General features: G+C 70.6%; 17 protein-coding genes and 1 pseudogene. 5 read left to right on the plus strand and 13 right to left on the minus strand.

Features of this window, described 5'->3' with window-relative positions:
• Positions 1-68 precede the first annotated feature (68 nt).
• Positions 69-584 (plus strand): sigma-70 family RNA polymerase sigma factor, encoded by a 516-nt coding sequence (locus tag JQX11_RS12260; protein ID WP_204925102.1) that lies wholly within the window; start codon positions 69-71, stop codon positions 582-584.
• A 33-nt stretch (positions 585-617) separates the two neighbouring features.
• On the opposite strand, the gene JQX11_RS12265 is transcribed toward JQX11_RS12260, so the two are convergent.
• Positions 618-1,559, minus strand: coding sequence for an alpha/beta fold hydrolase (locus JQX11_RS12265; RefSeq protein WP_204925103.1), 942 nt, complete (start codon positions 1,557-1,559; stop codon positions 618-620).
• A gap of 63 nt (positions 1,560-1,622) precedes the next feature.
• Here JQX11_RS12265 and JQX11_RS12270 point away from each other — a divergent pair, with 63 nt between their 5' ends.
• Entirely contained in the window at positions 1,623-2,603 is a 981-nt protein-coding gene (locus JQX11_RS12270; protein ID WP_204925104.1) for a helix-turn-helix transcriptional regulator, read from the plus strand.
• Between the two features lie 123 nt (positions 2,604-2,726).
• Positions 2,727-4,124: a xylulokinase gene (gene xylB, locus JQX11_RS12275; protein WP_204925105.1), complete on the plus strand. Its 1,398-nt coding sequence runs from the start codon at positions 2,727-2,729 to the stop codon at positions 4,122-4,124.
• A gap of 141 nt (positions 4,125-4,265) precedes the next feature.
• Here the strand turns inward: xylB and JQX11_RS12280 are convergent, their stop codons facing one another.
• Both JQX11_RS12280 and JQX11_RS12285 read right to left on the minus strand, forming a co-directional pair.
• Positions 4,266-5,477, minus strand: coding sequence for a pectate lyase (locus tag JQX11_RS12280; protein ID WP_204925106.1), 1,212 nt, complete (start codon positions 5,475-5,477; stop codon positions 4,266-4,268).
• Positions 5,478-5,698: 221 nt separating this feature from the next.
• A complete protein-coding gene (locus JQX11_RS12285) occupies positions 5,699-6,658 on the minus strand; it encodes a hypothetical protein (protein WP_204925107.1) in 960 nt (319 codons plus the stop codon).
• A 142-nt stretch (positions 6,659-6,800) separates the two neighbouring features.
• Between JQX11_RS12285 and JQX11_RS12290 the strand changes: the two genes are divergently transcribed.
• Positions 6,801-9,944 carry an AfsR/SARP family transcriptional regulator gene (locus JQX11_RS12290; protein ID WP_204925108.1) on the plus strand — a complete coding sequence of 1,048 codons (3,144 nt, stop codon included), beginning with the start codon at positions 6,801-6,803 and terminating at the stop codon, positions 9,942-9,944.
• Positions 9,945-10,220: 276 nt separating this feature from the next.
• On the opposite strand, the gene JQX11_RS12295 is transcribed toward JQX11_RS12290, so the two are convergent.
• Positions 10,221-11,117, minus strand: coding sequence for a hypothetical protein (locus JQX11_RS12295; protein ID WP_204925109.1), 897 nt, complete (start codon positions 11,115-11,117; stop codon positions 10,221-10,223).
• Positions 11,118-11,869: 752 nt separating this feature from the next.
• Entirely contained in the window at positions 11,870-12,808 is a 939-nt protein-coding gene (locus JQX11_RS12300) for an NAD(P)H-binding protein (RefSeq protein ID WP_204925110.1), read from the minus strand.
• 62 nt (positions 12,809-12,870) lie between these two features.
• Here JQX11_RS12300 and JQX11_RS12305 point away from each other — a divergent pair, with 62 nt between their 5' ends.
• The gene (locus tag JQX11_RS12305) at positions 12,871-13,485 is read left to right on the plus strand and encodes a TetR/AcrR family transcriptional regulator (protein ID WP_204925111.1); all 615 of its coding nucleotides are present in this window, start codon (positions 12,871-12,873) and stop codon (positions 13,483-13,485) included.
• A 15-nt stretch (positions 13,486-13,500) separates the two neighbouring features.
• Here the strand turns inward: JQX11_RS12305 and JQX11_RS12310 are convergent, their stop codons facing one another.
• The 8 genes and pseudogenes from JQX11_RS12310 to JQX11_RS12345 form a co-directional block, all read right to left on the minus strand.
• Positions 13,501-14,988, minus strand: coding sequence for a serine hydrolase domain-containing protein (locus JQX11_RS12310; protein ID WP_204925112.1), 1,488 nt, complete (start codon positions 14,986-14,988; stop codon positions 13,501-13,503).
• Between the two features lie 78 nt (positions 14,989-15,066).
• Positions 15,067-15,729 (minus strand): response regulator, encoded by a 663-nt coding sequence (locus JQX11_RS12315; protein WP_204925113.1) that lies wholly within the window; start codon positions 15,727-15,729, stop codon positions 15,067-15,069.
• Positions 15,726-16,922 carry a sensor histidine kinase gene (locus tag JQX11_RS33375; protein ID WP_204925114.1) on the minus strand — a complete coding sequence of 399 codons (1,197 nt, stop codon included), beginning with the start codon at positions 16,920-16,922 and terminating at the stop codon, positions 15,726-15,728. Before JQX11_RS33375 ends, JQX11_RS12315 begins: the two co-directional genes overlap by 4 nt.
• Before the next feature lie 126 nt (positions 16,923-17,048).
• Positions 17,049-17,741, minus strand: coding sequence for a MerR family transcriptional regulator (locus JQX11_RS12325; RefSeq protein ID WP_204925115.1), 693 nt, complete (start codon positions 17,739-17,741; stop codon positions 17,049-17,051).
• Between the two features lie 12 nt (positions 17,742-17,753).
• A pseudogene (locus JQX11_RS12330) lies at positions 17,754-18,669 on the minus strand (IS5 family transposase).
• 108 nt (positions 18,670-18,777) lie between these two features.
• Complete coding sequence (locus JQX11_RS12335) at positions 18,778-18,906, minus strand: helix-turn-helix domain-containing protein (protein ID WP_372444580.1); 129 nt, start codon at positions 18,904-18,906, stop codon at positions 18,778-18,780.
• Between the two features lie 245 nt (positions 18,907-19,151).
• Positions 19,152-20,939: an ABC transporter ATP-binding protein gene (locus tag JQX11_RS12340; protein ID WP_204925116.1), complete on the minus strand. Its 1,788-nt coding sequence runs from the start codon at positions 20,937-20,939 to the stop codon at positions 19,152-19,154.
• Positions 20,936-23,062 (minus strand): ABC transporter ATP-binding protein, encoded by a 2,127-nt coding sequence (locus JQX11_RS12345; protein ID WP_204925117.1) that lies wholly within the window; start codon positions 23,060-23,062, stop codon positions 20,936-20,938. Before JQX11_RS12345 ends, JQX11_RS12340 begins: the two co-directional genes overlap by 4 nt.
• Positions 23,063-23,224: the final 162 nt, after the last annotated feature.

Genomic DNA, 23,224 nt, shown 5'->3' on the forward strand with positions numbered 1-23,224 from the left:
GCAATAGAGTAGGAATTTACCGGCGGCCCCCTACGCTCTCGGCACCGCGCTGGACAACGAGGGGAAACATGATGCCGACAGCCACCGCCGTCGACGCCCGCATGCGGGAACTCCACCGCGACAACGGCGGCGCGCTGTTGCACTACCTCCGGCGGCTGACGCCACCGGCCTCCCCCTGCACCGCCGAGGATCTGCTACAGGAGACGATGCTGAGGGCCTGGCGCAGCCGGGATCGGCTCCCCGCAGGCGGGGAGCCGCAACGGCGCTGGCTGTTCACAGTCGCCCGACACCTCGCAGTCGACGCGTACCGCAAACGACAGCGGCGGCCTGTCGAGGTCGACCTCGCCGAGTCGGACCTGCCCCCGTCGGCCCACGCCACGGCAGATTCGGCGATCGCCGCGCTCACCCTGCGACGCGCCATCGGCGAACTCGGCGATGCACATCGGTCGGTCCTGCTGCAGCTGTACGTCAAAGGGCTCTCCGTCGACGAGGTGGCCACCCTGCTCGACATTCCTGCCGGCACCGTCAAATCGCGCGCCTACTACGCCGTACGACATCTACGCAACGCGCTGACGGGCAGCTGAACAACGCGAGGTGGCGCCCGGCAGCGGCACCGCCTAAGGCGTGCTGCTGCGCTGGTCCAGCCACCTCAGAATCACCTCGGTCGTTTCCTGCGGCTTCTCCTGCTGGATCCAGTGACCGCAGTCCAGACTGACCACCTCCACGTTCGGCACGAACTCCGTCAGCCTTTCCGCCTTCGCGACCGGGTCGCGGTCGCCGTAGATCATGAGGGCGGGCTGTCGGATGATCGGGTCCACGTCGGCCAGCAGACGCCAGTTGCGGTCCAGGTTCCGGTACCAGTTGATCCCGCCCGTGAACCCTGCCGACTCGAAGGCGGAGACGAATACGGCCAGGTCGCTGTCACTCATGACGGGCTCCCCTGGCGGGGTTTGCGCCCTGGCGAGGTTGATCAGCGCATTGCCCGGCTGAGGCGCTGCGAGGGGCACGTTCCTGCGGTACAGGTTCCGCAGAAACCGGAACGTGTCCTGCTCGAACACGGCGTCCGCGACGCCCGGCCGCCGGTTGAAGTGCACGAAGTAGAAGTCGTCGCCGAGCGCGGCCGCCATGGCCTCGATCCAGGGCGTTTCGCCGCGCTCCTGGTAGGGCACGCTCAGCGCCACCACGCCGTTGACCCGGTCCGGGTGCAGCAGGGTCAGGCCCCAGACGACGAATGCGCCCCAGTCGTGGCCGACGAAGGTGGCATCGGCGTAGCCGTAGTGGTCGAGGAGGGCGACGAGGTCGCCCGACAGGTGTGCGATGTCGTACTCCGTCACGTCGGTGGGCCGGGACGAGGTGCCGTAACCCCGCTGGTTCGGGACGATGACGTGGTAGCCCGCCGCAGCGAGCGCCGGCACCTGGTAGCGCCAGGAGTACGCGTGCTCCGGCCAGCCGTGGCAGAGCACGACGGGATTGCCCACGTTCTGCCGGCCGGCTTCGAAGACTTCGAGGTGCACGCCGTTGACCGGAATACGGGTGGGCTCGGGAAAGTCGATTGTCATGCGGACATCCTGCGGACCGATACCGGTCACCTCCTGACCGGTTTCCGTGGCAGTGTCGTCCGGGTGCGAGCCGACCGGTTGATGGCCCTGCTCCTGCTGCTGCAACAGCGCGGCCGGGTGACCGCGGCGGAGGTCGCCCGGGAGTTGGAGGTCTCCGAACGCACCGCCCGCCGCGACCTCGACGCCCTGGGCATGGCCGGCGTGCCGGTGTACTCCGTGCAGGGCCGGGGCGGCGGCTGGCGTCTCGTGGGCGGCGCCCGTACCGACCTGTCCGGGTTGACCGCGGGTGAGGCCCGCGCCCTGTTCCTGGTCGCCGGCCCGGCCTCGTCCGTCACGCCCGCCGCGAAAGCGGCGCTGCGCAAGCTCGTCCGTGCCCTGCCGGAGCCGTTCCGGGAGCAGGCCGAAGCGGCGGCGGCGGCGCTCGTCACGGACCCGCGAGGCTGGGGGGCGAGCCAGGTCGAGCCCCGACCGCCGCGGTTCCTCGACGAACTCCAGGACCCGGTGATCCGCGGCGTCCAGGTCCGGCTCGGCTACGTCGACCGTGACGGTGCCGCTACCGGGCGAACGGTCCACCCGCTGGGCATCGTCGCCAAGGGCCCGGCGTGGTATCTCGTCGCCGGCACCGAGGCCGGCCGGCGGACCTTCCGGATCGACCGGGTGTCGTCCGTCGACCCGACCGTCGATCCCGTGCACCGGCCGGAGGACTTCGACCTGGCCTGGAGCTGGCGCGAGATCGCCGACGAGGTCGAACGCAGGCGAATGCCCGTCGAGGCGCACGCGACGTGCGCGCCCCACGGGATAGGCGTGCTCCGGATGGGGTTCGGCACCCGCCTCGAGGTGGGAGGTGCCACGATCGACGGCCGCGTCGAGGTCGTGATCCGCGGTAACGACGAGCACAAACTTGCCGGTGAGCTTGCCGGATTGGTCGACTACCTGGAGGTGACCGGCCCTACGGGGGTGCTGGGCCACCTGGCCGCGATCGGCACCGTGCTCGTCGAACGATACGGCCCACAGCGGCAGGGAACCCGTACGGCAGAACGGTGATCGAGGTCGGCGCTGGCGCTGCACGGTCGGGGCCGCTACCGCGACGGCAATTCCGTCAATCCATTGAACTAATCCGGGTGCAGGACGTAGGGTCGGGTCCCGCCGAGCTACGGAGGCACCGCCATGGGTGGCGCGAGGACTCTCGTCGCCGGGGTCGACTCGTCGACCCAGTCGACCAAGGTCGTGGTCTGCGACGCCAAGACCGGCGAGGTGCTCCGCGCGGGCCGCGCCCCGCACCCCGACGGCACCGAGGTCGATCCGCGGGCGTGGTGGGCCGCGTACGAGCAGGCCAGCGCCGGTCTGCTGGACGGTGTGGCCGCGATCGGCGTCGCCGGACAGCAGCAGGGCATGATCTGCCTCGACGAGGCCGGCGAGGTGCTGCGGCCCGCCATCCTCTGGAACGACACCCGCTCGGCGCGCGCCGCCGCCGACCTGACCGCCGAGTTCGGCGGCCCGACGGCGTGGGCCGACGCCGTCGGGCTGGTGCCGGTGGCCAGCTTCACCGTCACCAAGCTGCGCTGGTTCTCCCGTGCCGAGCCCGAACTCGCGGACCGCACGAGCACGGTGCTGCTGCCGCACGACTGGCTCACCCACCGGCTGCGCGCGGACGGCGGTGAGCCGACGACCGACCGGGGCGAGGCGTCCGGCACCGGCTACTGGTCACCGGCCGCCGGCGTGTACCGGCAGGATCTGGTGCGGCTCGCCTTCGGTCGGGACGTGGCACTCCCCCGGGTCGCCGGGCCGGCCGAGGTGGTCGGGGAGACCGCCTCCGGCGCGCTGCTGTCGGCCGGCACCGGTGACACGATGGGCGGGGCGCTCGGCGTCGGCCTGCGACCGGGCGACGTGGTGGTCTCGCTGGGCACCTCGGGGTGCGTGTACGGCCTCAGTGACGTGCCGACCGCCGACGCGAGCGGCCTGGTGGCCGGGTACGCCGACGCGACCGGCCGGTTCCTGCCGCTGGTGTGCACGCTCAATGCGGCCCGGGTGCTCGTCGCGGTCGCCGACCTGCTCGGCCGGTCACTGGCCGAGCTGGACGAGCTGGCACTCTCGGCGCAGCCCGGCGCGGGCGGGTTGACGCTGCTGCCGTACCTGGACGGGGAACGCACCCCCGATCTGCCCGACGCACGCGGTCTGCTCGCCGGCCTGACCCGGGCGAACGCGTCGGCGGCGAACCTGGCGCGGGCCGCGGTGGAGGGCATGCTCGGCGGCATCGCCGACGCCCTGCACGCGCTGCGCGCCCAGGACGTCCCGGTCGACCGGGTGCTGCTGATCGGCGGCGCGGCCCGGTCGGGGGCGGTGCGGGCGGTCGCGCCGGCGTTGTTCGGCGCGCCGGTGAGCGTGCCGCGCCCCGCCGAGTACGTGGCGCTCGGCGCGGCGCGGCAGGCGGCCTGGGCGCTGTCCGGAGACCCCGAACCGCCGCCGTGGCCGGTGGAGGTCGAGGAGGTCACCGCCGCCGACACCCCCGAGGTGTACGAGCGCTACGTCGACGTCCGCCAGCGGGCGCTACCGCTGCTGACGTGACACCGGCGGCGTCCGGGTCCCCTCGTGCGTTCCTGCCGGGTGGTCGCGGACGCCGCAGGGGTCGCATCCCGCCCGGTGCGGCGCAGCGGGGCACCCGCCCGATGGCGGGTGCCCCGCTGGGACGCGACGCGTCCGGAGTGACTACCGGAAGATGACGTCACTCCTGTTGACCTTGCAGTTGGCGTCGTTCCAGCCCTCACCGAGGTAGCTGGGTTCGCTGCCCTTGGGCACACCCTTGTACTTGCCGCAGATGGTGGCCGAGCCGATCACGACCACGCGGGTGATCGTCGCGGTGTCGTTCCAGTTGCTGTTGATGCCGGCGAGCATGTCGATGTCGTCGACCAGGACGTTGTCGATACGCACGTGCCGGGTGTACGAGGTGGTGCAGTTGCCGCAGCCGCGGTACAGCTTGCCGGACCCCCGCAGGTAGAAGCCGGAGATGTTGACCGTGCCGTTGCCGTTGTGCTGGAAGGTCTTGTCGCTGCCGCTGCGCGCGCCGCCACCGATGACGTACGAGGTGCCGCCGTTGGTCTGCTTGAAGGTGGCGGCGTCCTCACCGATGTCGTTCCACCACACGTTGCGCAGGGTGCAGGTGCCTTCGCAGTGCACGCCGTCACCGGCGGGCGAACCGAGGATGACGTTCTGCAGCGTGCCCCCGTTGGCGATCTTGAACATCGGGTCCTGCGACTCGCTCTGCCCGCCGTCGCCGATGCAGCAGTAGGTCTTCATGCCGCCGTCGAAGGTGCCGGAGACGTTGACCGTGCCGGAGATGCTGACCGAGCCGGCCGACGACGGCCACGCGCCGGTCGGCGTGCCCGGGTTGCTGGTCGGGCCGGACGTCGGACCGCTGGTGGGGCCGGAGGTCGGACCGGTGGTCGGGTTCGACCCGCCACTGGAGTACGTCTCGAACTCGGCGATCCGCGGGGTGCCGGACGCGCTGGTGATGACGAAGGAGATCTTCTTCAGCGACGTCGAGGAGAAGGTGATGGTGCTCGGGGCGCTGCTGCCGCTGGCCAGGACCGCGCTCGTGTCGTTGTTCCTGAGCTGCCAGCCGCTGATCGACCCGCCACCGGAGGCCTGCACGATGACGGCCGAGGACACCGTGGTGGTGCTGCCCCACTTGACGGAGATCGTGCCGGTCGAGCCGCTCGGCGACCAGTAGGTGCCGGTGTTGCCGTCGACGACGTTGCCGTAGCTGGTGCCGCTGGCCTTGCTGGAGCCGTCGGCACCGGCGCCGAGACTCAGGTTGGTGGCGGCCGAGGCGCTGGGGATCTGTAGTGCCAGTGCGACGACGGCACCTGCGACCACGGTGACACCGCCGGCCAGCCACCGCGAGGCGACTTTGCGTCTCATCTGATTTCACCCTTCGAGCATGAGCACTGGGGACGGGAAAGCGCTTTCCATCCAACGATAGGGATCGATTGATAATGAGGCAAGGGTCACACCACCTTCGTCTGCATTGTCCGTCAATGACGGGTAGGTCCTACCGGCGGAAGGAAAGGTGGCGAAAAGGGGGCGCGGCCACCGCGCGACGACGGTGGTCGTCGCGCGATGACCGCGGGGCGGGTGCGGGATCAGGCCGCGATGGTTTGCAGGTAGGCGAGCCCTCCACACGAAACCGTGCTGAGGTTCTTGAACCACATCGCGATCTGGCGCTGGGAGGAGCCGTCACTGTTGATGCGCTGGACGTAGACCACGCGCGTGACCTCGAACTGGCAGTAGGTGGGGGCGCTGCCCTGGGGCGACGGGCCGATCACGTAGGCCGAGGTGACAGGATTCGCGTTGTTCCAGGTCGTGGACCAGGTGCCGCCGCCGCCCACGGTTCCGATGGTGAACTGCGACCCGATGGTGGTGGAGCCGAGCCGGATGTCGGTCTGACAGGTGACGGTCCCCACGTTCTTGACCTCCACCCAGATCTGCCGGAGCGAACTGCCCGGCTGCACGGTCCAGATGCGCGTCACCTGGAACTGGCAGGCCGCTGAGCTCGTGGCGCCGCTCGGGTTGAGACCGGCCACCCAGATGGTGTTCCAGGGGACGTTCCACAGGTGCGTCTGGGTGCCACCGGGGTTGACGCCGCCGGTCGACACCAGGGACGTGCTGGTCACCGCCGCGAGTTGCACCGTCGCACCACAGGCGATCGAGCCGACGTTCTTGAGGGTGAACTGGAACTGCCGCTCCCCACTGAACAGTTGGACGTACCGGCTGCCGATCGTCTCGAACTGGCAGGTGGCCGAGGTGGTGGCACCGGCCGGGTTGTAGCCGACCACGTAGGCGGCGTCGGCCGGGGCGTTGGTCCAGGTCCAGCCCTGGGTGCCGCCGGCCGCGACGGTGCCGGTGAACCACGCTGCGGCGGTGCCGATCCCGCCCTTAGCGGCGGGGCCCAGTCCGTTCGACGCCGCTGCGGCGGCCCGTGCGTCGCGCAGTGACGGCTGCGACGGTTGCGGCGACGCGCCGGCCTGCGCGACCCCGGACGATGCGACGACCATGCTGAGCGCCGTCACCGCGAGGAGAACCGCGCGGATTCTTCGTCCCATTGAAGCTCCTTTATCTCGGAATCCGGGCCGTCCGCCCGGCTCCATCAGGCTGTGCGGCCCCGCTTGCCATCGGCTAGCCGTCCGATAGCCGACCTGGTGGCAACGCCTAGAATCACGATCGATACATCGATGTGGGGGCTGGATGACGTGGCGCTTGCTCGGCCCGGTCGAGGCCGTGGTGCGGGGCGAGCGAGTGCCGCTGGGGCGACCCCAACAACGCGCTGTGCTGGCGTATCTGTTGCTCAATCCCAACGTGGTGGTGTCGGCGGAACAGTTGGCCGAGGCGCTGTGGGGCGGAGCTCTCCCCACCCGCGCACGGGCGCAGGTCCAGGTCTGCGTCTCCCGCTTGCGACAACTGACCCGGGCGGCCGGTATACCCGAGACGATCCATTCGGATTCCGGCGGGTACCGCCTTGAGTTGGCTGGCGACGACCTGGATGTGGTGGTCTTCTCCGGGCTGACGGAAACCGCACGCCGGTACGCCGACTCCGGCCGACACGAGCGGGCCGCGACCCTGTTGCGACAGGCGCTGGCGTTATGGCGGGGGCCGGCACTCGCCGGCGCGTCCGCCGCGTTCGTACCGGCGGCCGCCGCCGGCCTGCACGACAAGCGGCTCGCCGCGTCCGAGGACCTGTCCGACGCCGAGTTCGCGCTCGGCAGGCACGCCGCCGCGGTGGCGCCGTTACGCGAGCTGGTCACCGCGAACCCGTGGCACGAGGGACTCGCCGCGCGGCTGATGACGGCGCTGGCCGCTTCGGGTCACCAGGCCGAGGCGCTGCGGGTGTTCGAGCGGGTCCGTCGCCTCCTCGCCGACGAGCTGGGCATCGAGCCGGGCCCGCGGCTCGCGGAGGCCCACGTGCGGGTGCTGCGGCAACAGTTCCCGCCGGGCAGGCCCGCGCCGCCGGTCCCACAGACCGGATCCGGTCCGCGTCCCGCACAGCTGCCCCCCGGGCTGACCACCTTCACCGGGCGTGGAAACGCACTCACCGCCATGGACACGATGCTGAGCCGGGCGCGGGAGAACGGCGCCCTGGCGGTCGTCGCGATCGTCGGGACGGCCGGGGTGGGCAAGACGGCGCTGGCGATCCGCTGGGCCCACCGGGTACGGCCACTCTTCGACGACGGGCAGCTGTTCCTGGACCTGCGCGGTTACTCCCCCGGAACGGCGACAGCGCCACTGGACGCGTTGTCGCGCTGCCTTCGCGCGCTCGGTGTGCCGCCCACCCGGGTGCCGGACGACGTCGACGAGGCGACGGATCTCTACCGCAGCGTGCTCGCCGACCGGCGGGTGCTGATCCTGCTCGACAACGCCCGCGACACCGCGCACGTACGGCCCCTGTTGCCCGGCGGCGCCGGCTGCCTGGTGATCGTGACCAGCCGGAACGGCCTCGGTGGGCTGGCCGCCCGGCACGACGCGCAGCGACTGTCGTTGGACGTGCTCGCGTCACAGGAGGCCACCGAGCTGTTGACCCGCGTCATCGGCGCGGAACGGGTCGCCGGGCAGCGGGAGGTTCTCGCGGATCTGGCCCGTGACTGCGCGCACCTGCCGCTGGCCCTGCGGATCGCCGCGGCGGACCTGCACGGCCGGCCACGCGAGACGATCAGTGGGTATCTGGCGCGACTTCGGGCGGGCGACCCGCTGACCATGCTGACCGTCCGTGACGATGAACAGGTCGCGGTGCGTTCGGCGTTCGCCGCTTCGTACCAGACTCTGCCACCGCGACTCCAGCGGCTCTTCCGGCTGTTCGGCCTGGTGCCCGGCTGCGACGTGACGGCGGAGTCGGCCGCCGCGATGCTCCGCTGCACAGCCGGCGAGGCGGCGGACATGCTCTCCCGGATCGCCGACGCGCACCTGGCACAGGAGCGGACGCCTGGTCACTTCGGCACGCACGACCTGCTCGGCCGGTACGTCACCGAGCTGGCGGCGGTGGAGGACAACCGGGAGACACTCGTCGACCTGCTGTCGTGGTACCTGTTCAGCGTGTACGCCGCAGCCGACCGGCTGTATCCACAGGTGCTACGCGTGCCCACGCAGCCACCCGCGCCCGCTGGGCCACCGATGCGGTTCGCCGCCCACGTCGACGCCCTCGCCTGGCTCGACGCGCACCGGCACAACCTCGTCGCCGTGACCCGCCACGCGGCACACCAGGGGCTGCACGCCTTCGCCTGGTCGCTGGCGGACGCGTTGCGCGGATACCTGTGGCTGGGAATGCACACCACGCAATGGTCCGAGGTGGCAGGGATCGGTCTTGCCGCGGCCCGGGCCGACCGGCACGAGCAGGCCGAGGCGGCGGCCCGGCTGAGTCTCGCCGCCCTGCACTGGCGGCTGGAACGCTTCCCCGAGGCGATCGACGACTATCAGCTGGCGCTACGCTGCGCGAGCCGCTCGGCATGGCACGACGGCGAGGCCGCCGCGCTGGGCAACCTGGGTCCGGTGTTCCGGATGACCGGTCAGCCGGGTGAGGCCCTGCGGGTCATGGAGCAGGCGCTGGAGTTCAACAGGCGCAACGGCCGGACCGCAGGCGTCGCCGTCAACCACAACAATCTCGGACTGGTCTGCGCCGACCTCGGGCGGCTCCGTGACGCCGCGGACCATCACCACGCGGCGCTCACCCTGGCGCACCAGGGCGGGGCGACCTCCAGCCGGGCGCTCATCCTGAGCAACCTGGGCGTCGTCCACCACCTTCTCGGCCGGTCCGACGATGCGCTACGGACGCTGACCGAGGCTCTGGAACTCCATGAGCAGACGGGCAGCCGGGGCCGTGCCACGACCCTGTGTGCGCTGGCTCGGGTCCACTGCGACCGTGGTGACCATGAGCAGGCGGCCCGCCTCGCCCGGCAGGCGCTCGACATGGCGCGCGCGCCGGTCGAGCCCCGGGTCGAAGCACTCGCTCTCCACGTCATGGGTATCGTCGAGGGCGGAACAGGCACCCTGTTGGATGCCCTGCGGACCGCGCGCTCGACCGCGGACCGCTACATCGAGGCCGATGTCACCGTCAGCCTCGCCGAGATCGACGAGCCCGCGGCACCGTCCTGGTGTCATGCGGCGCTGTCCATCACCCGGCAGTGCGGCTACCTGCTGCTTGAAGGCCGGGCGCTCGCCGCCCGTGCCGCGGCCGAGTACCGCTCTGGTGACGTGGCCGCCGCCCGGCGCAGCGCTCGACTGGCGGCCCGGTCGCACGCCCTGACCGGCCACCAGCCGGGCACGGAACGCATCGAGAAGCTGCTCGCCCTCCTCGCGGCGGAGTCCTCACCGGACACCGCATGCGGGCTCGGTCAGCCGTGAGATGTGGGCGAACGTCCGCCAGAATTCCATCAGGACCTGGTCGCCGGTGGCGGCGTTGATGCGCGAGATGCCGTTCATGAACAGCAGGCCGGGCCGGTCACGCGGCGTCGGAGTCAGATTCGCGTGACGTGCCGGGTGGTCACCGGGGAAGTTCGAAGCCGGTCGTACTGGATCAGCTCCAGCAGCCGGTGGTGGTCCGACGCGTCGCGTCGGACCACCACCATGCGGGCGGCTGTGGTGGCGCGGCGGTCGAGAGTCCGCCCGGCGGGTGCGCGGCTATGCGGTGGGGATGTCCGGTGCCTGCCCGTGCCGGTATGGTTCGGCGGCGTTCCAGACGGTGGTGAACTGCTCGTAGAAGTAGTCGAACCATTCGCCGTCTCGTTGGCGGATCAGCCGGAAGGTGGGTCGTAGTTCGTGCCGGCCGCCGACGGAGCCGAGGCGAAGCTCCATCGATCCGTCGTCCAGGCCGGGGTCGTAGGCGTAGAGCGTGTACGGGGGCAGGTAGTCGACCAGGCGTACCTCCAGGCCGTCGCCTTGAGTGAGTCGCCGGTCGAGCAGCCCGAGGTTGATGGCCAGTCGTTCCTCCAGGGTCTGCCGGCCCCATGCGGGCCCGGCCCGGAAGGCGAGCATGGACATCGCCGCGCCGCCGGGGTTGATCAGCAGGACCTTGACCCGGACGTCGCGGGCCAGTGCCTGACCGAGGTAGATGTCGAGGTAGGGGATGTGCATCGACAGGGTCGTCCCCCACAGCCACACCTCGTCCTGGGCCTGCTGGATGAGGTGGGAGATCTCGATCAGGTCGTCCTGCTCGGCGAAGAACCGGTTGGCGGACACGGGTTGGGTCAGGTCACCGAGGCGTCGCTGGCGGGTCTGGATCGACTTCGACTTGTGGATCCGGTCGAGGGCGTCGAGCCAGGCGGAGACCTCCCGGTCGTCGTGCACCTCGCAGGCGGCGAGGAGGTTGAGCAGGAGTTGGCGGCTGGGTGGCCGAGCTCCGGAGCGTGCCTCACCGAGCGACGTGCGCGGCATCGGCCGGTTGTAGGCGATCCCCCACGACTCCAGCTCTCGCAGGGACAGGTTCCCGTGGCGGGACAACAGGCTCCGGATGCACCCCGCCAGCCCTTCCGCCGTCTGCACCGACGACAGATCAGATGCCAAGCTGTGGTCAGACATTGTTCCTCCCCGGCAGTCTTCGATGCGGCGAGTATTGATGACCGCTGGTGCGTCCGGCACCGGACGGCGCGTCCGACCGGACACTCTCGACGGTCTGATGTCCGACCGGGCCCAGGCGGATCATCGGACAGCACCGGCGTCCCAGAACGATGGTTGATCTTGCTGGACGGGTGGCTGTGAGCGCCTGCTGGTGACATGCCCTCCGACATGCCTCCCCCGCCGAGCACCTGCCGACACGACGCACACCCCGAGACCGACAGCGACCACACCCGTAGCCTGCGGGCCAGGATCATCCCGATGGTGACCGCCGGTATCGCCTCCGGCATCGCCCGAGCAGTCACCGCATGGTTCCTCGACCACCTCGGCCTCTAGCCGGCCGCTGGTGAGCGTGTGTGGGCGGCAGGTGTTCGCCACGGCCCACACGACCCGGTTCGGGGGTGCGTGCGGGACCCCTCCGAGCGGCACCGCTGCTGGATGGTTCCACTCGACGTCGCTCGTCTGCTGCCGAATTCGTAGCGGGCGGATCTGAGACGACCGTTAATGCGCCGCTCAGGTCGGGTGGCCGAACCGGATACCGGACGCACGCACCGGCGCGGTGGTGTCCAGGTCCCCTCAGGTGGGCAGGACCCGCTCGACGCAGTCGTCGGACCGGGTCAGCAACGTGTCGACGTCGACGAGATCCCGCGGGCCGGGGTGTGCACCCTGAGCCGCTCCGGGGCGGCACCTCGGTTGCTACGACCCGGCGGGAGGGATCAGTTCGTCGGGTGGGGGTCGGCGGTGAACGCTGCGGCGTGGTCGGCAACCCACTGTCGGAACGTTCGTGGTGGCGTTCCGAGGATGTCGGCCACACTGGGGGTGAGGTACGCCGGCTGTCCCAGCGCGGCGTTCCATGCGTTCAGGAGCATGTCCACCGCCGGGCGCACGGCTTCCGGGGTCCCCCGCCGGAACTCGTCGGGTGACAGTTCCTCGAACGCGATCGGGCGGCCCAGGACGTCACCGATGATGCCCACCTGCTCGGCCTGGCTGAGGGACTCGGGGCCGGTCAGCACGTGGTCGCCACCGACGTGTCCCTCCTCGGTCAGCGTCCGCGCGACGACCGCCGCCACGTCGCGGTCGTCGACGGGTGCCGTCTCGGCCGCCCCGTACGGCCACCGGACCGGGCTGTCGGCACGGATCGCGGCGGCCCACCAGAGCAGGGCGTTCGACGCGAACATTCCCGGCCGGACGACCGTCAGGCCGAGTCCGGTGCCGGTGATGAGCCGCTCGACCTCGGCGTGCAGCGCCGCCATCGGGTTCGGTTGCTGGAAGAACGGGTGCGGGGTCCGGTGCGGCGCGGACAGGTAGACGACGCGCTGTGCGCGGGCGGCCAGCCGGTCGACGACGGCCGCCGCGGTCTGCGGTGGGGCGGTCCAGACCAGGAAGACCGTGCTGACGGCGTGCAGCGCGGCGTCGAGGGATGCGGGCACGGTGAGGTCGCCGGTGACGACCTCGACGGTGGCGGGCAGCGTCGCCGCCGACTCGGAGCGGCGCACGAGGGCACGGACCGGCACGCCCGCGTCGGTCAGCAGGTCGATCACGCATCGTCCGACCCGGCCGGTCGCCCCGGTGACGAGCACGGGCGGCCGGTCGACCGGTGCCGTGGCAACCGGGCCGTCGGCGGCGGGGGTGCGGGGGGTGTCTACCTGCCTCATGACCCCATGAAAGCGTTACCGGGTTAAAAATGCAACCCGGTAACGAATGTTACCCTGACAGAATGATCGAACGGGTCGGGCTGCGGGCGCGCAAGAAGGCGCGGACCCGGGACGCGATCGCCGACGTGGCGATCTCGCTGTTCCTGACGCACGGCTTCGACCGGGTGTCGGTGTCCGACGTCGCCGCGACGGCCGAGGTGTCGAAGCCGACCCTGTTCCGCTACTTCGCGACGAAGGAAGACCTGATCCTGCACCGGTTCGCCGACCACCAGGGCGAGGCCGCACGGGTGGTACGCGACCGTCGGCCCGACGTGACGCCGATGGCGGCGTTGCACCGGCACTTCCGGGCCGGCCTCGACCGCTTCGAGCCGGTCACCGGCCTCAACGATCAACCCGAGGTGGTGACGTTCCACCGGCTGGTGTTCACCACACCGAGCCTGGCGGGACGACTCGTGCAGTACACGCTCGACGACGAGGACGCGCTGGCCGACGCCCTCGACCGGGGCATCGAGGGCCGACTCCAGGCCGCCCAGGTGATCGCGGTCCACCGCGTACTGGCCCGGACCAACTGGCGCAAGATCGCCGACGGGCGGACCGCACGCGACGTCCAACCCGAGGCGGTGGCCGACGCCGACCGGGCCTTCAGCCAACTGCGCCACGGAACGGACGACTCCTAGCCCCGCTCGCGGTCGTCACGCCGTCGTCGGCCCGACCGCCGCAGGACTGGCGGGGACCACCTGACCGGCATGGCGCAGGCACCAGAGGCGACGGGCGAGCGCGACCGCCCCCAGCACACAGCTGACGAGGGACAGCAGCGGCAGCAGTGGCAGCAGCCAGGCGAAGACGATCCAGTACCCGACGTCGAAGGTCGCGCCGAAGAGCAGGATCGGCAGCACCGCGGGCAGTGTCGCGCCCAGCACCGTCGCCAGGGTCAGGGGCACGAGCCGCAGGATCAGCAGCGGTCGTCGCGTCGTACGGCGTCGGACGGCCCAGCGGCGCGCCCGGACGGCCGCGGTGACCAGCAGCGCCGCCAGCACCACCGTGAGCCCGAGCAGGACCGCGTTCACGGTGTCGAGCGGATTGCTCATCGGCCGTGTCGGCGTCCCGATCCGTTCGGCGAGAAGGTTGGCCGACAGCTCGCCGGGCGCACCGACACTGTTGGTCAGGACGACGGCGGCCCTGCCCGTGGTGGGCGAGAAGACCATGTCCCCGGTCCACGTCGCCAGGGTCCCGCCGTGGCCGATCATCGGCGGGGTGCCGGCGGCGGCCGGACGGGCCTGCCAACCCAGGGCGTAGTCGCCGGCCCCGGGCTGGACGGTGTGCAGCTCGGTCAGGGCGGCGGTGCTGAGCAGGCCGGCGCCGGGGCCGCCCTGGTTGAACCGCAGCCACCGCACCATGTCGTCCAGGGTCGAGATCACCCCGCCGTTGCCGGCGCACGTCCCCGGCATCTCCGGCACCGCGACGGCGAACCCGAGCACGACCTCGTACCCGGACGGCAGCACCTCGGCGCGATCGGAACACCCCGGCGTCGAGCGGGTGTGGGTCATCCCCAGCGGGGTGAACGGCTCGGCACGCAGGAACTCGTCGAAGGGCTCACCCGACACCACCTCGACGATCCTCGCCGCGATCGTGAAGTTGGTGTTGTGGTAGACCGACTTGCTGCCCGGACCGGCGGCCAGGGTCTCGTCGGCCAGCCGGGCCACGGCCTGCCGCGCGTCGTGCGGAGGCGGAAACACGTACTCGTTGTTCGTGCTGGCCGACAGGCCCGAGGTGTGGCTGAGGAGGTGCCGCACGGTGATCGCGGTGAAGCGCGGATCGGCCATCCGGAAGTCGGGAAGGACCGTGACGACCGGGTCGTCCAGCACGACGCGGCCCCGGTCGACCAGCAGCATGACCGCTGTCGCCGTCATCGACTTGCTCATCGACGCGATCCGGAACGGCGTCCCCGTCGTCACCGCGTTGCCGTCCCCGTCCCGGCCGCGGACGGTCGTCTCGACCGACGAGCCGTCGATCACGGCCGCCGCGACCCCCGGCGTCGCGTAGGCGGAACGGTAGTCGTCGACCAGCCCCCTGCCGGTGGCGTGGGCCGGCGTCGCCGAGGCGAGCAGTACGGCGACGAGCACAGCGGCGACGGCGGACAGGCAGGTCACCCGGGGAGAACACAGACGGTGGAGAGGCACGACGTCGAACCTAGGCAGACCGTCACCGACGGTCATCACACCACGGGGTGAGCCGGCACCCCCCGGCAGAGTGAAATGTCAGTCGGGCAGGTCGTGCCGACCGACCAGCCCGTTCTCGTACGCGTGGATCACCACGTGCACGCGGTCGCGCAGGTCCAGCTTCTGCAGCACGGCCCGGACGTGCGACTTCACCGTGTTCTCGCTCAGCACCAGTTCCGCGCAGATCTCGCCGTTGGACCTGCCCCGGGCGAGCAGGCCGAAGATCTCGACCTCGCGCGGGGTGAGGCCGTCCAGCGCCCCCGTCCGGCGCGTCGGCACCTGCCGGACGAGATCGAGCACCGTCGCCGCCACCCCCGGGGCCAGCGCCGACGTCCCGGCAGCCACGTCACACACGGCCTGCGCCAGGACCGCGGGCCGGACATCCTTGGTCAGGTAGCCGCTCGCGCCGGCCCGGATGGCGGCCACGACCAGGTCGTCGTCATCGAACGTCGTCAGCATGAGCACCCGGGTCGCCGGTGCGATCCGGACGATCTCCGCCGTGGCGGCCACCCCGTCCATGCGCGGCATGCGGATGTCCATCAGCACCACGTCAAGACGGTGCCGCCGGACGACCTCGACCGCGTCCCCGCCGTTGGGGACGTCGTGGGTGACCTCGATGCGTTCGTCGGCCGACAGGACCGTACGCAACGAGGTCCGCAACAGTTCCTGATCGTCCACCAGCATCACCCGGATCCTGGTCATGCCCCCTCCTTCGTGGGCAGCAGCGCTCGCAGCACCCATCCGTCGTCCCCCTGCGTCACCGACAGGGTGCCCCCGGCGGCGCGCACGCGTTCCCCGACACCCAGCAGGCCGGTGCCGCGGCTTCCGGGGGCGCGGAGCGTCGAGCCGCCGGGGACGCGGAGCGCCGAGCCGCCGTCGTCGCGTACCTCCACCTCCAGCCCGGCCGGACCCCACCGGAGCTGAACGGTCACCTCGACCGGCGGTTCGAGGTGCCGCAGCGCGTTGGTGACGCCCTCCTGCACGGTACGGAACGCCGCCACCTCGGCGCTCAGGCTCAACGGCCGCCGCGGGCCCACCTCCGCGAACGTCACCGCGTGCAGCGGGCTGGCCGCCGAGGCCACCAGGTCGGCGATGGCGTCCAGCGAGATCGGCACCCGGTCGCGCCCGGCACCGGCGCGCGGTGCCGTGGTGGGCGGCCCCAGGGTGGCCAGCATCGCCCGCAGACCCTGGTGGGCGTCCCGGCCCGCCTCGGCGATGTCGCCGAGTTCACGGCGGGTCGCCGGATCCGTCGTCGTCACCGCCGCGGCCTCGATCCGCGCGACCATCACGGTGACCGTGTGGGCGATCACGTCGTGCAGGTCACGGCGGATGCTGGCCCGCTCGTCCGCGACGGCCGCGGCCAGCCGTCCGCTCTCGGCCCGCCGGTCCGCCTCGCGCCGCCGACGCAGCAGCAGGGCCGCACTCCACACCCCACCGACCACGAGCATCAGCAGCCCGCCCTCGACAACGAGGGTCCATCCGGGGATCTCGGTGGGCAGCCGGTCCCAGGCCACCAGCTCGGTGAGGACGATCCCGAGCACGGCAACCGCCAGCGCGGCCACCGAGAACCTGACCGGGACGAGGCCGGTCAGCCGCCACAACGTGACGGGGAACCACAGGGCCGACGGCAGCAGGATCGCCGACCAGCTCGGAAAGGAGATCGTCGCCAGGACGAGCATGCCCAGCGCGGCGGTCGCGTACCCCGGCCACGGCCGGCGGCGGGACACCACGGCCGCCCCGTGGAGCAGGACGGCGGCACCCGCCGCGGCGAGGACCTGCCACCCGGCCGCGCCGTGGTACCGGTTGCCCGCGAGCGCGAGCACCGTCAGCACAGCCAGGACCCCGTGCGCGGTCACCGTCACCGGCCGGGCGTCCTGGCGTGGGGTGGCTGTCACGGTGGTCGCCTTCTGGTGGGTTCCTGGTGCGAGCCGCGCAGGTCACGACGTGCCACAGAATAGCCAGGCAGGTGGCACCCCGCGTCGGTTCCCACGCACCCGTGGCACCCGTACGTCCCCACCTGGTCAGGGCAGCGCGGCGACGGCCGCGTACAGCCAGGTGGACGCCGGGGCGTGCACGACGGGCTGCGGTGTGCCGTTGATGGTGGCGGTCAGCGCGTGGTACCTGCCGAGCAGCGCGACGTGCCGGGCCACCTGCGGCCCGGGGTCGGCGGCGACGATCTGCCGGCGTACCTCGGTCAGATCCCGCTCACCGCAGCGGCTGGCGGTCAGCGCCACCCACCGCGTCGCCACCTGCCGGGCCTCGCGGGAGTCGACAGGTACGCCGGCCTCGGCCGCGGCCCTGGCCCGCGCGAGGAGCTCGACCTGTTCCGCGATCTGCGCCTGCGTCGACGGGTCGTCCCGCCCGTGGTCCGCCGCGTCGGCGAAGGTCTCACCGAAGTAGTCGCGGACCGCCCGCCGGAACCCGGCGTCACGCACCATGTCGGCCAGCTCGATCCACGCGTCGAGCTGCTCGCCGGTGGGGTCCTCCGGCAGCAGGGGCCGCCACGGGCGCAGGTGGTCGACGAACTCCTCCTGCCGCACCACCGCCCGCAACCCGGCACGCCGGGTACGCAACCGCCCCAGCTGCCGCTCGACGAGCGCCAGATGGGCGGCCGCGAGATCCCGCACCGTGATCTCCTCGGCCAGCAACCGACGGATCTCGTCCAGCCCCGCGCCCAGGTCCCGCAGCGTACGCACCAGTTCGAGAGCAGCCACGCCCCGCGCGTCCTAGGCCGTGTTTCGTAGGGCGCGGAGCCATTTGGTTGATGGCGGCGATGGTGAGGGCGGCTTCGTAGCGCACGGCGAGTTTGTCGTAGCGGGTGGCCATGGCGCGGTGTTGTTTGAGCTGGTTGATGCCGCACTCCACGGCGTTACGCAGGCGGTAGGCCTCGGGGTCGAAGGCGGGCGGGCGTCCGCCTTTGGACCCCTTGGCCTTGCGGTGTGCGTCCTGGTCGGTCTTGCTCGGGATGCATGCTCGGATGCCGCGGGATCGGAGGTGGGAGCGGTTGGCTTTGGACGTGTACGCCTTGTCGGCCAGCACCATGTCGGGGCGGGTCCGGGGCCGGCCGCCACTGGCACGCATGACGCGGATCTTGGCCAGCACGGGGATGAACTGTGGGCTGTCACCGCGTTGTCCGGCGGTCACCACCATGGCCATCAGTTTGCGGCCTTGCTCGCAGGCCAGATGGGTCTTCGTGGTCCAGCCGCCCCGCGATCGGCCGAGCCCATGATCGGCCGGTTCGGCCTGCACACCACCGGGCGGCTCCTTCTGCGCCTGCCCATCCCGGCGGGCCCCAGCGGCGTGCTGGTGGGCGCGGCTGATGGTCGAGTCCACGCTCACCGTCCAGCCGATCAACCCCGCCGCGTCCGCCAGGGCCTGCAACGAAGTGAGAATCTGAGACCAGACGCCGTCACGCTGCCAGCGCCGAAACCACCGGTACAAGGTCTGCCACGGCGGGTAGTACGCGGGGACGTCCCGCCATGGTGATCCGGTCCGGACCCGCCACCGGATCCCGTCGATGATCACTCTCATGGTCCATCTGCGCGGCCGAGCATGACCCGTTCCCGCAGGCAGCAACGGCTCGAGTACCGCCCACTGCACGTCGGTCAGATCATGTCGCCTCGCTGCCGCTACGCTCGGCACGAGGTCTCCGGTGTGAAGTTCTAGCTTGGTCGCTGAACCAACTACCGGAGACCTCTCCCATTAGCGACCACCGCCACGCCCCAACAAAGCCGCCCTACGAAACACGGCCTAGCACCGGTACCCGGCCCCGGTGTACCCGGCCGGCGCGACGATGCCCTCGTCGACGTAGAACCGGATGGCGCTGACACTCAGGCCCGTACGCCGGGCCACCTCACCGATCGACAACCACTCGTCCATGGCCACCACCCTGACGTCTCAAGCCGCTGGAGAGTCAACAGCGGATCCAACCAACCAGCGGCCCCGACGACGCCTGCCGCGTCGGCCATGGCGTCTCACGGCCCCTGTCGGCCAGCCGCCGCAGGTCGTCGACGTTCTCGCGGTCCCATGATCGCTCGTACGTCGGCGTGCATTGTGCCGGACCGACCGCGATAAGGACCGTCACCTCCGGTCCCCGCGCGATCGACCACCCGGAAGGACCGAGGTCACGCGTAGGCACGAGCCTGAAGGTGGTACAGCTCCGCGTAGAGGCCACCACTCGTGATGAGGTCCGCATGGGTGCCGACCTCTGAAACGCTGCCCTGTTCCAGGACCACGATCAGGTCGGCCATCCGCACGGTGGAGAAGCGGTGCGAAACCAGTACGGTGATCGCGCCGGTGTCCGCGCGGGTTTCCGTGACGAGGTCGGCGAAGCGCTCGAAGAGCGCTTGCTCGGCGGTCGCGTCCAGGGCGGAGGCGGGTTCGTCCAGGGCGACGAGAAGCGGGCCTCGGCGCAGCAGCGTGCGGGCCAGCCCGAGCTTCTGCCACTGGCCGCCTGAGAGTTCGGTGCCGTCGCCGTACCCCCGGCCGAGCAGACCGTCCAGACCATCGGGGACCAGCGCCCGGACGGGGCCCGCCTCGGCCCTGTCGATCGCCTGCTGCAGGGCCTGGTCGTCGTCGATCCGGTCGAGGTCGCCGATGCCGGTGTTGTCCCGCAGCCGCAGCTCCAGCCGGGCGAAGTCCTGGAAGAGGGTCGACACCCGGCGCTGCCACCCGGTGGGGGCGGTGGACGCGAGGTCGACGTCATCCACCAGAATTCTTCCCGAGGTCGGCCGGTACAGCCCGCACAGCAGTTTGACCAGGGTGCTCTTACCCGCCCCGTTCTCGCCCACCACGGCAAGCGCCGTGCCTGCCGGGATGTGGAGGGTGACGTCGTCGAGGACCTTCCGGTCGCTGTTCGGGTAGTGGAAGCTGACGTGGTCGAGACGGATGCCGCGGGTGAGGACTGCGGGCAGTTTCCCCGATCCGGGTACGGCAGATTCGGGCGACGCGGCGGCGACAGTGCGTAGTGTCCGGATCCGCTCCATCGTGCAACCCGCCGCCTGGACAGTCGTCAGCAGGCCGAGTCCATTGGACACCTGGAAGGAAATCTGGGCGGCCAGAGCGATCACCAGAATCACGTCGCCCAGCCCCGAGCCGCCCTGCAACGCCTGCCGAACCACCAGATAGATCGCACCGCCGTAGGCGGCGGCGAAGGTGAGCTGCCCCGCTGCACGCAGCAGGGCAGCTCGAGTCTGGGCCCTGCGTAGCGCGGTAGAGGTGGTAGCCCAGTCGCGCTGGTGGCGTTCGATCAGCATGGCCTCGGCACCCGACAGGCGGATCTCCTTGACCGACGCGAGCATGGTGGTGGTCTCCAGCAGGTGCCGGCCGAGACGCGTCAGCGCAGCGGTGTCCTCCTTCGCACGATCCACCAGACGCTGAGCCCGATTGCCTGCCAGGACGGGGATTGCTCCGGCGACGGGAAGAAGAAGCAGCCACGCGTTGAGTGAGCCGAGCAGGACCGCCGTCAGGCCCATCTGCAGGACCAAGCCCCCGAGCTGTAGAACGGCCTCCAGGGAGGCGCGGGTGCGTGGAAGTTCCTCACGGACCAACGCCAGGGTGTCGGCGTAGGCCGGAGTGTCCAGTTGTTCGAGATTGCCGACGCCGTGGGCGAGCGTGATTAGCTCGTTCTGGAATTCTACCTCGCTGAGGTCGCCCAGTTCGAAGTAGGAAAGGTGGGCAAAGTGGTTCATCATGAGCTCGAAGACCAGCAGTGCTGCCGTTATCAGCGCCAGCCGAGCGGCGGTGCCCGAGTCATGGTTGACCGCCGCGGTGGTGAGCGACTTGAGGCATAGCGCGATCAATGGGGTGGACAGGAATCCGGCGGCCAGCATCGCTGAGGCACGCGCGAGACGTCCTGGATCAGAGCGGAAGGCGAGCCACAGCAGGTGTCGGACCGCAAGGATCGTGGTCATCGGGCCGCTCCGTCGATCCTCGGCAGGAAGCGTTCAGTCGTCGACGGGTCGGCGGCTTCGTCCGCGGTGAAGCGTTCCGCCTGAATCCTGAAGAGCTCGGCATAACTTCCGTTGAGCTCCATCAACTGGTCGTGCGTGCCGGATTCGGCCACCCTGCCGTCGGCGAGCACGACGATGCGGTCGGCTTGGCGCACGCTGGAGAAGCGATGCGAGACGATAACACTGGTCACGCCCTTGGTCATGTCCAGAAAGCGCTCGAAGAACGCGGCTTCCGCACGGACGTCGAGTTGGGCGGTGGGCTCATCGAGCACCAGGAGGGACGCCCCGCACTCCAGTGCCAGCAGGGCTCTGGCCAGAGCGATCCGCTGCCACTGGCCGCCTGAAAGGTCGGTGCCACCTTCGTACTCGGCGCTGAGGACCGTGTCCACGCCGTGCGGGAGGCCGTCGATGATCTCCTGTGCGCCCGCGCGCCGGGCCGCAGTGAGGAGCGCGTTGCGGTCACCGAGGAGGTCCGGTCGGCCTAGCCAGATGTTCTCGGCCGCGGTGAGGTGTAAGCGGGTGAAGTCCTGGAAGATCACGGCGATGCGCCGGTGCCAGGCCGACGGCAAGATACCGGCGATGTCGGTCCCGCCAGCGGTGATCCGGCCACTGGTGGGTTCGTGCAATTTGGTCAGGAGCTTCACCAGCGTCGTCTTCCCTGCGCCGTTGAGGCCGACGATCGCCGTTGACGTCCCCGGTGCGAGTTCGAGGTCGAGCCGGTCGAGCACGGCGGGAGCACCGTCGTGGTAGCGGAAACCGACGCCCTCGAAGCGAACGGCCCCGGCCAGATCGAGGACGTGACCGGGGTCGTACTGCCGATCGTGGCCGCCCCCGTCCGCCGCGACCTGCTCCAGGCGGGTCAGTGCGTCGTGTGCGGCTAACCCGTAGAGCGTCTGCATGTCACTCTCGGGGAAGAAGACGCCGAAGCGCATGGGAATCAGCACGGCCTGAAGGGCAACAGACAGTTGGAGCAGCGTCAGCGAACCGTTCGTGCCGTCCTCGGCCAGGGCCGACAGCGCCGCGCCGCCACCGAGCAGGCCGAGCCCTGCCAGCGCGACGAAAGGCCAGAACAGCAGCCTGCGGCGGGTCGCCCACAGCGGCTCCAGGTAGCCGCGTGCCTCTGTGCCATGGCGTTGCCGGAGCCAGGGGACCAGGCCGAGCACCCGTGCCTCCTTGGCCAGCCCGGTTCCGGTCGCCGTGCGCCGCAGGTAGGACAGTCTCCGCCGCGGACCAGCCAGGGTCGCCCGTACCGCGCCGAAGCGGCTCAGCGAGCCGCGTTGGCCGAACCTGATCACGATCGCCGTTGCGGCCACAAGCACACCGGTGCCAGGTCCCAGTACCACGGACACCATCACCGCAGCCCCGACAAGTTGGGTGTAGCGGGCGATCAGAGCCAGGGTTCCGGCAGCGGCATCGCCCGGGGTGGGGACCACCCGCTCGAAGCCGTTACGGGCGTCCGAGAGCACATCGAGCACCTCCTGCCGTTCCAGGTCCGCGACCGGGAGATCATGTAACGCACACGCCATCAGTCGGGCGATGCACGCGCCGTCGACCTGACGGATCACCAGTTCAGCCAGCACCGACTGGAACGGGACAAGAATCTGTTGCAGCACGAAAGCGGCGACGGCCAGTATCAGCGCGAGACCGATCCGACCTATGCCACCATGGCCACCAAAACCTGACATGACATCAGGGATTCTCGATATAAGGGCACTCGTCGCGAGGATGAAGGCGATCGGGAGCAGGCCGACCGCAAGGTGGAGCGCACCCGCGCCGGCGATCAGTCCCGGGTGTGCGTAGCGCAGCAGCCGCACAGTGGCGAGCCATCGAACGGCGCGTCGTCGAAGCGGTCCGGCGCCCGGGTCGGGCGTCGTGGAAGGCATCAGGAACTCCCCCGCGTACGTCAGGGCATGCAGGACGAGCAAACGGCACAGGTGAAGGGCATCTAGCCGGGATCCGATTGCGATCGGAGAAGGAAACAGCGGACTCCCGAGAGCCCGGGAACGCCACTGTCGCCGGGGAAGCTCGCGGTCCAGAGTCTGGCTCAGACCTCGTGTGACGTCAAGAATTTCATTGATGGTCATCTAGTGTTTCTGTACAAGGGATCGGATCTCTGATCCGTCACACGGATCGGTCTAGACAGACCTGCGTCGATGTGGTTACCGTTGCACTCCGTGTTCGTCCGGCTCCGTATGTCCAGTCCGGGCCGCTTCGCACCCTTCGCGTTATCGGAGGTGATGCGCCGC

Origin of the sequence: Micromonospora humida, from assembly GCF_016901255.1 — a bacterium.
GTDB classification, from domain to species: Bacteria; Actinomycetota; Actinomycetes; order Mycobacteriales; family Micromonosporaceae; genus Micromonospora; species Micromonospora wenchangensis.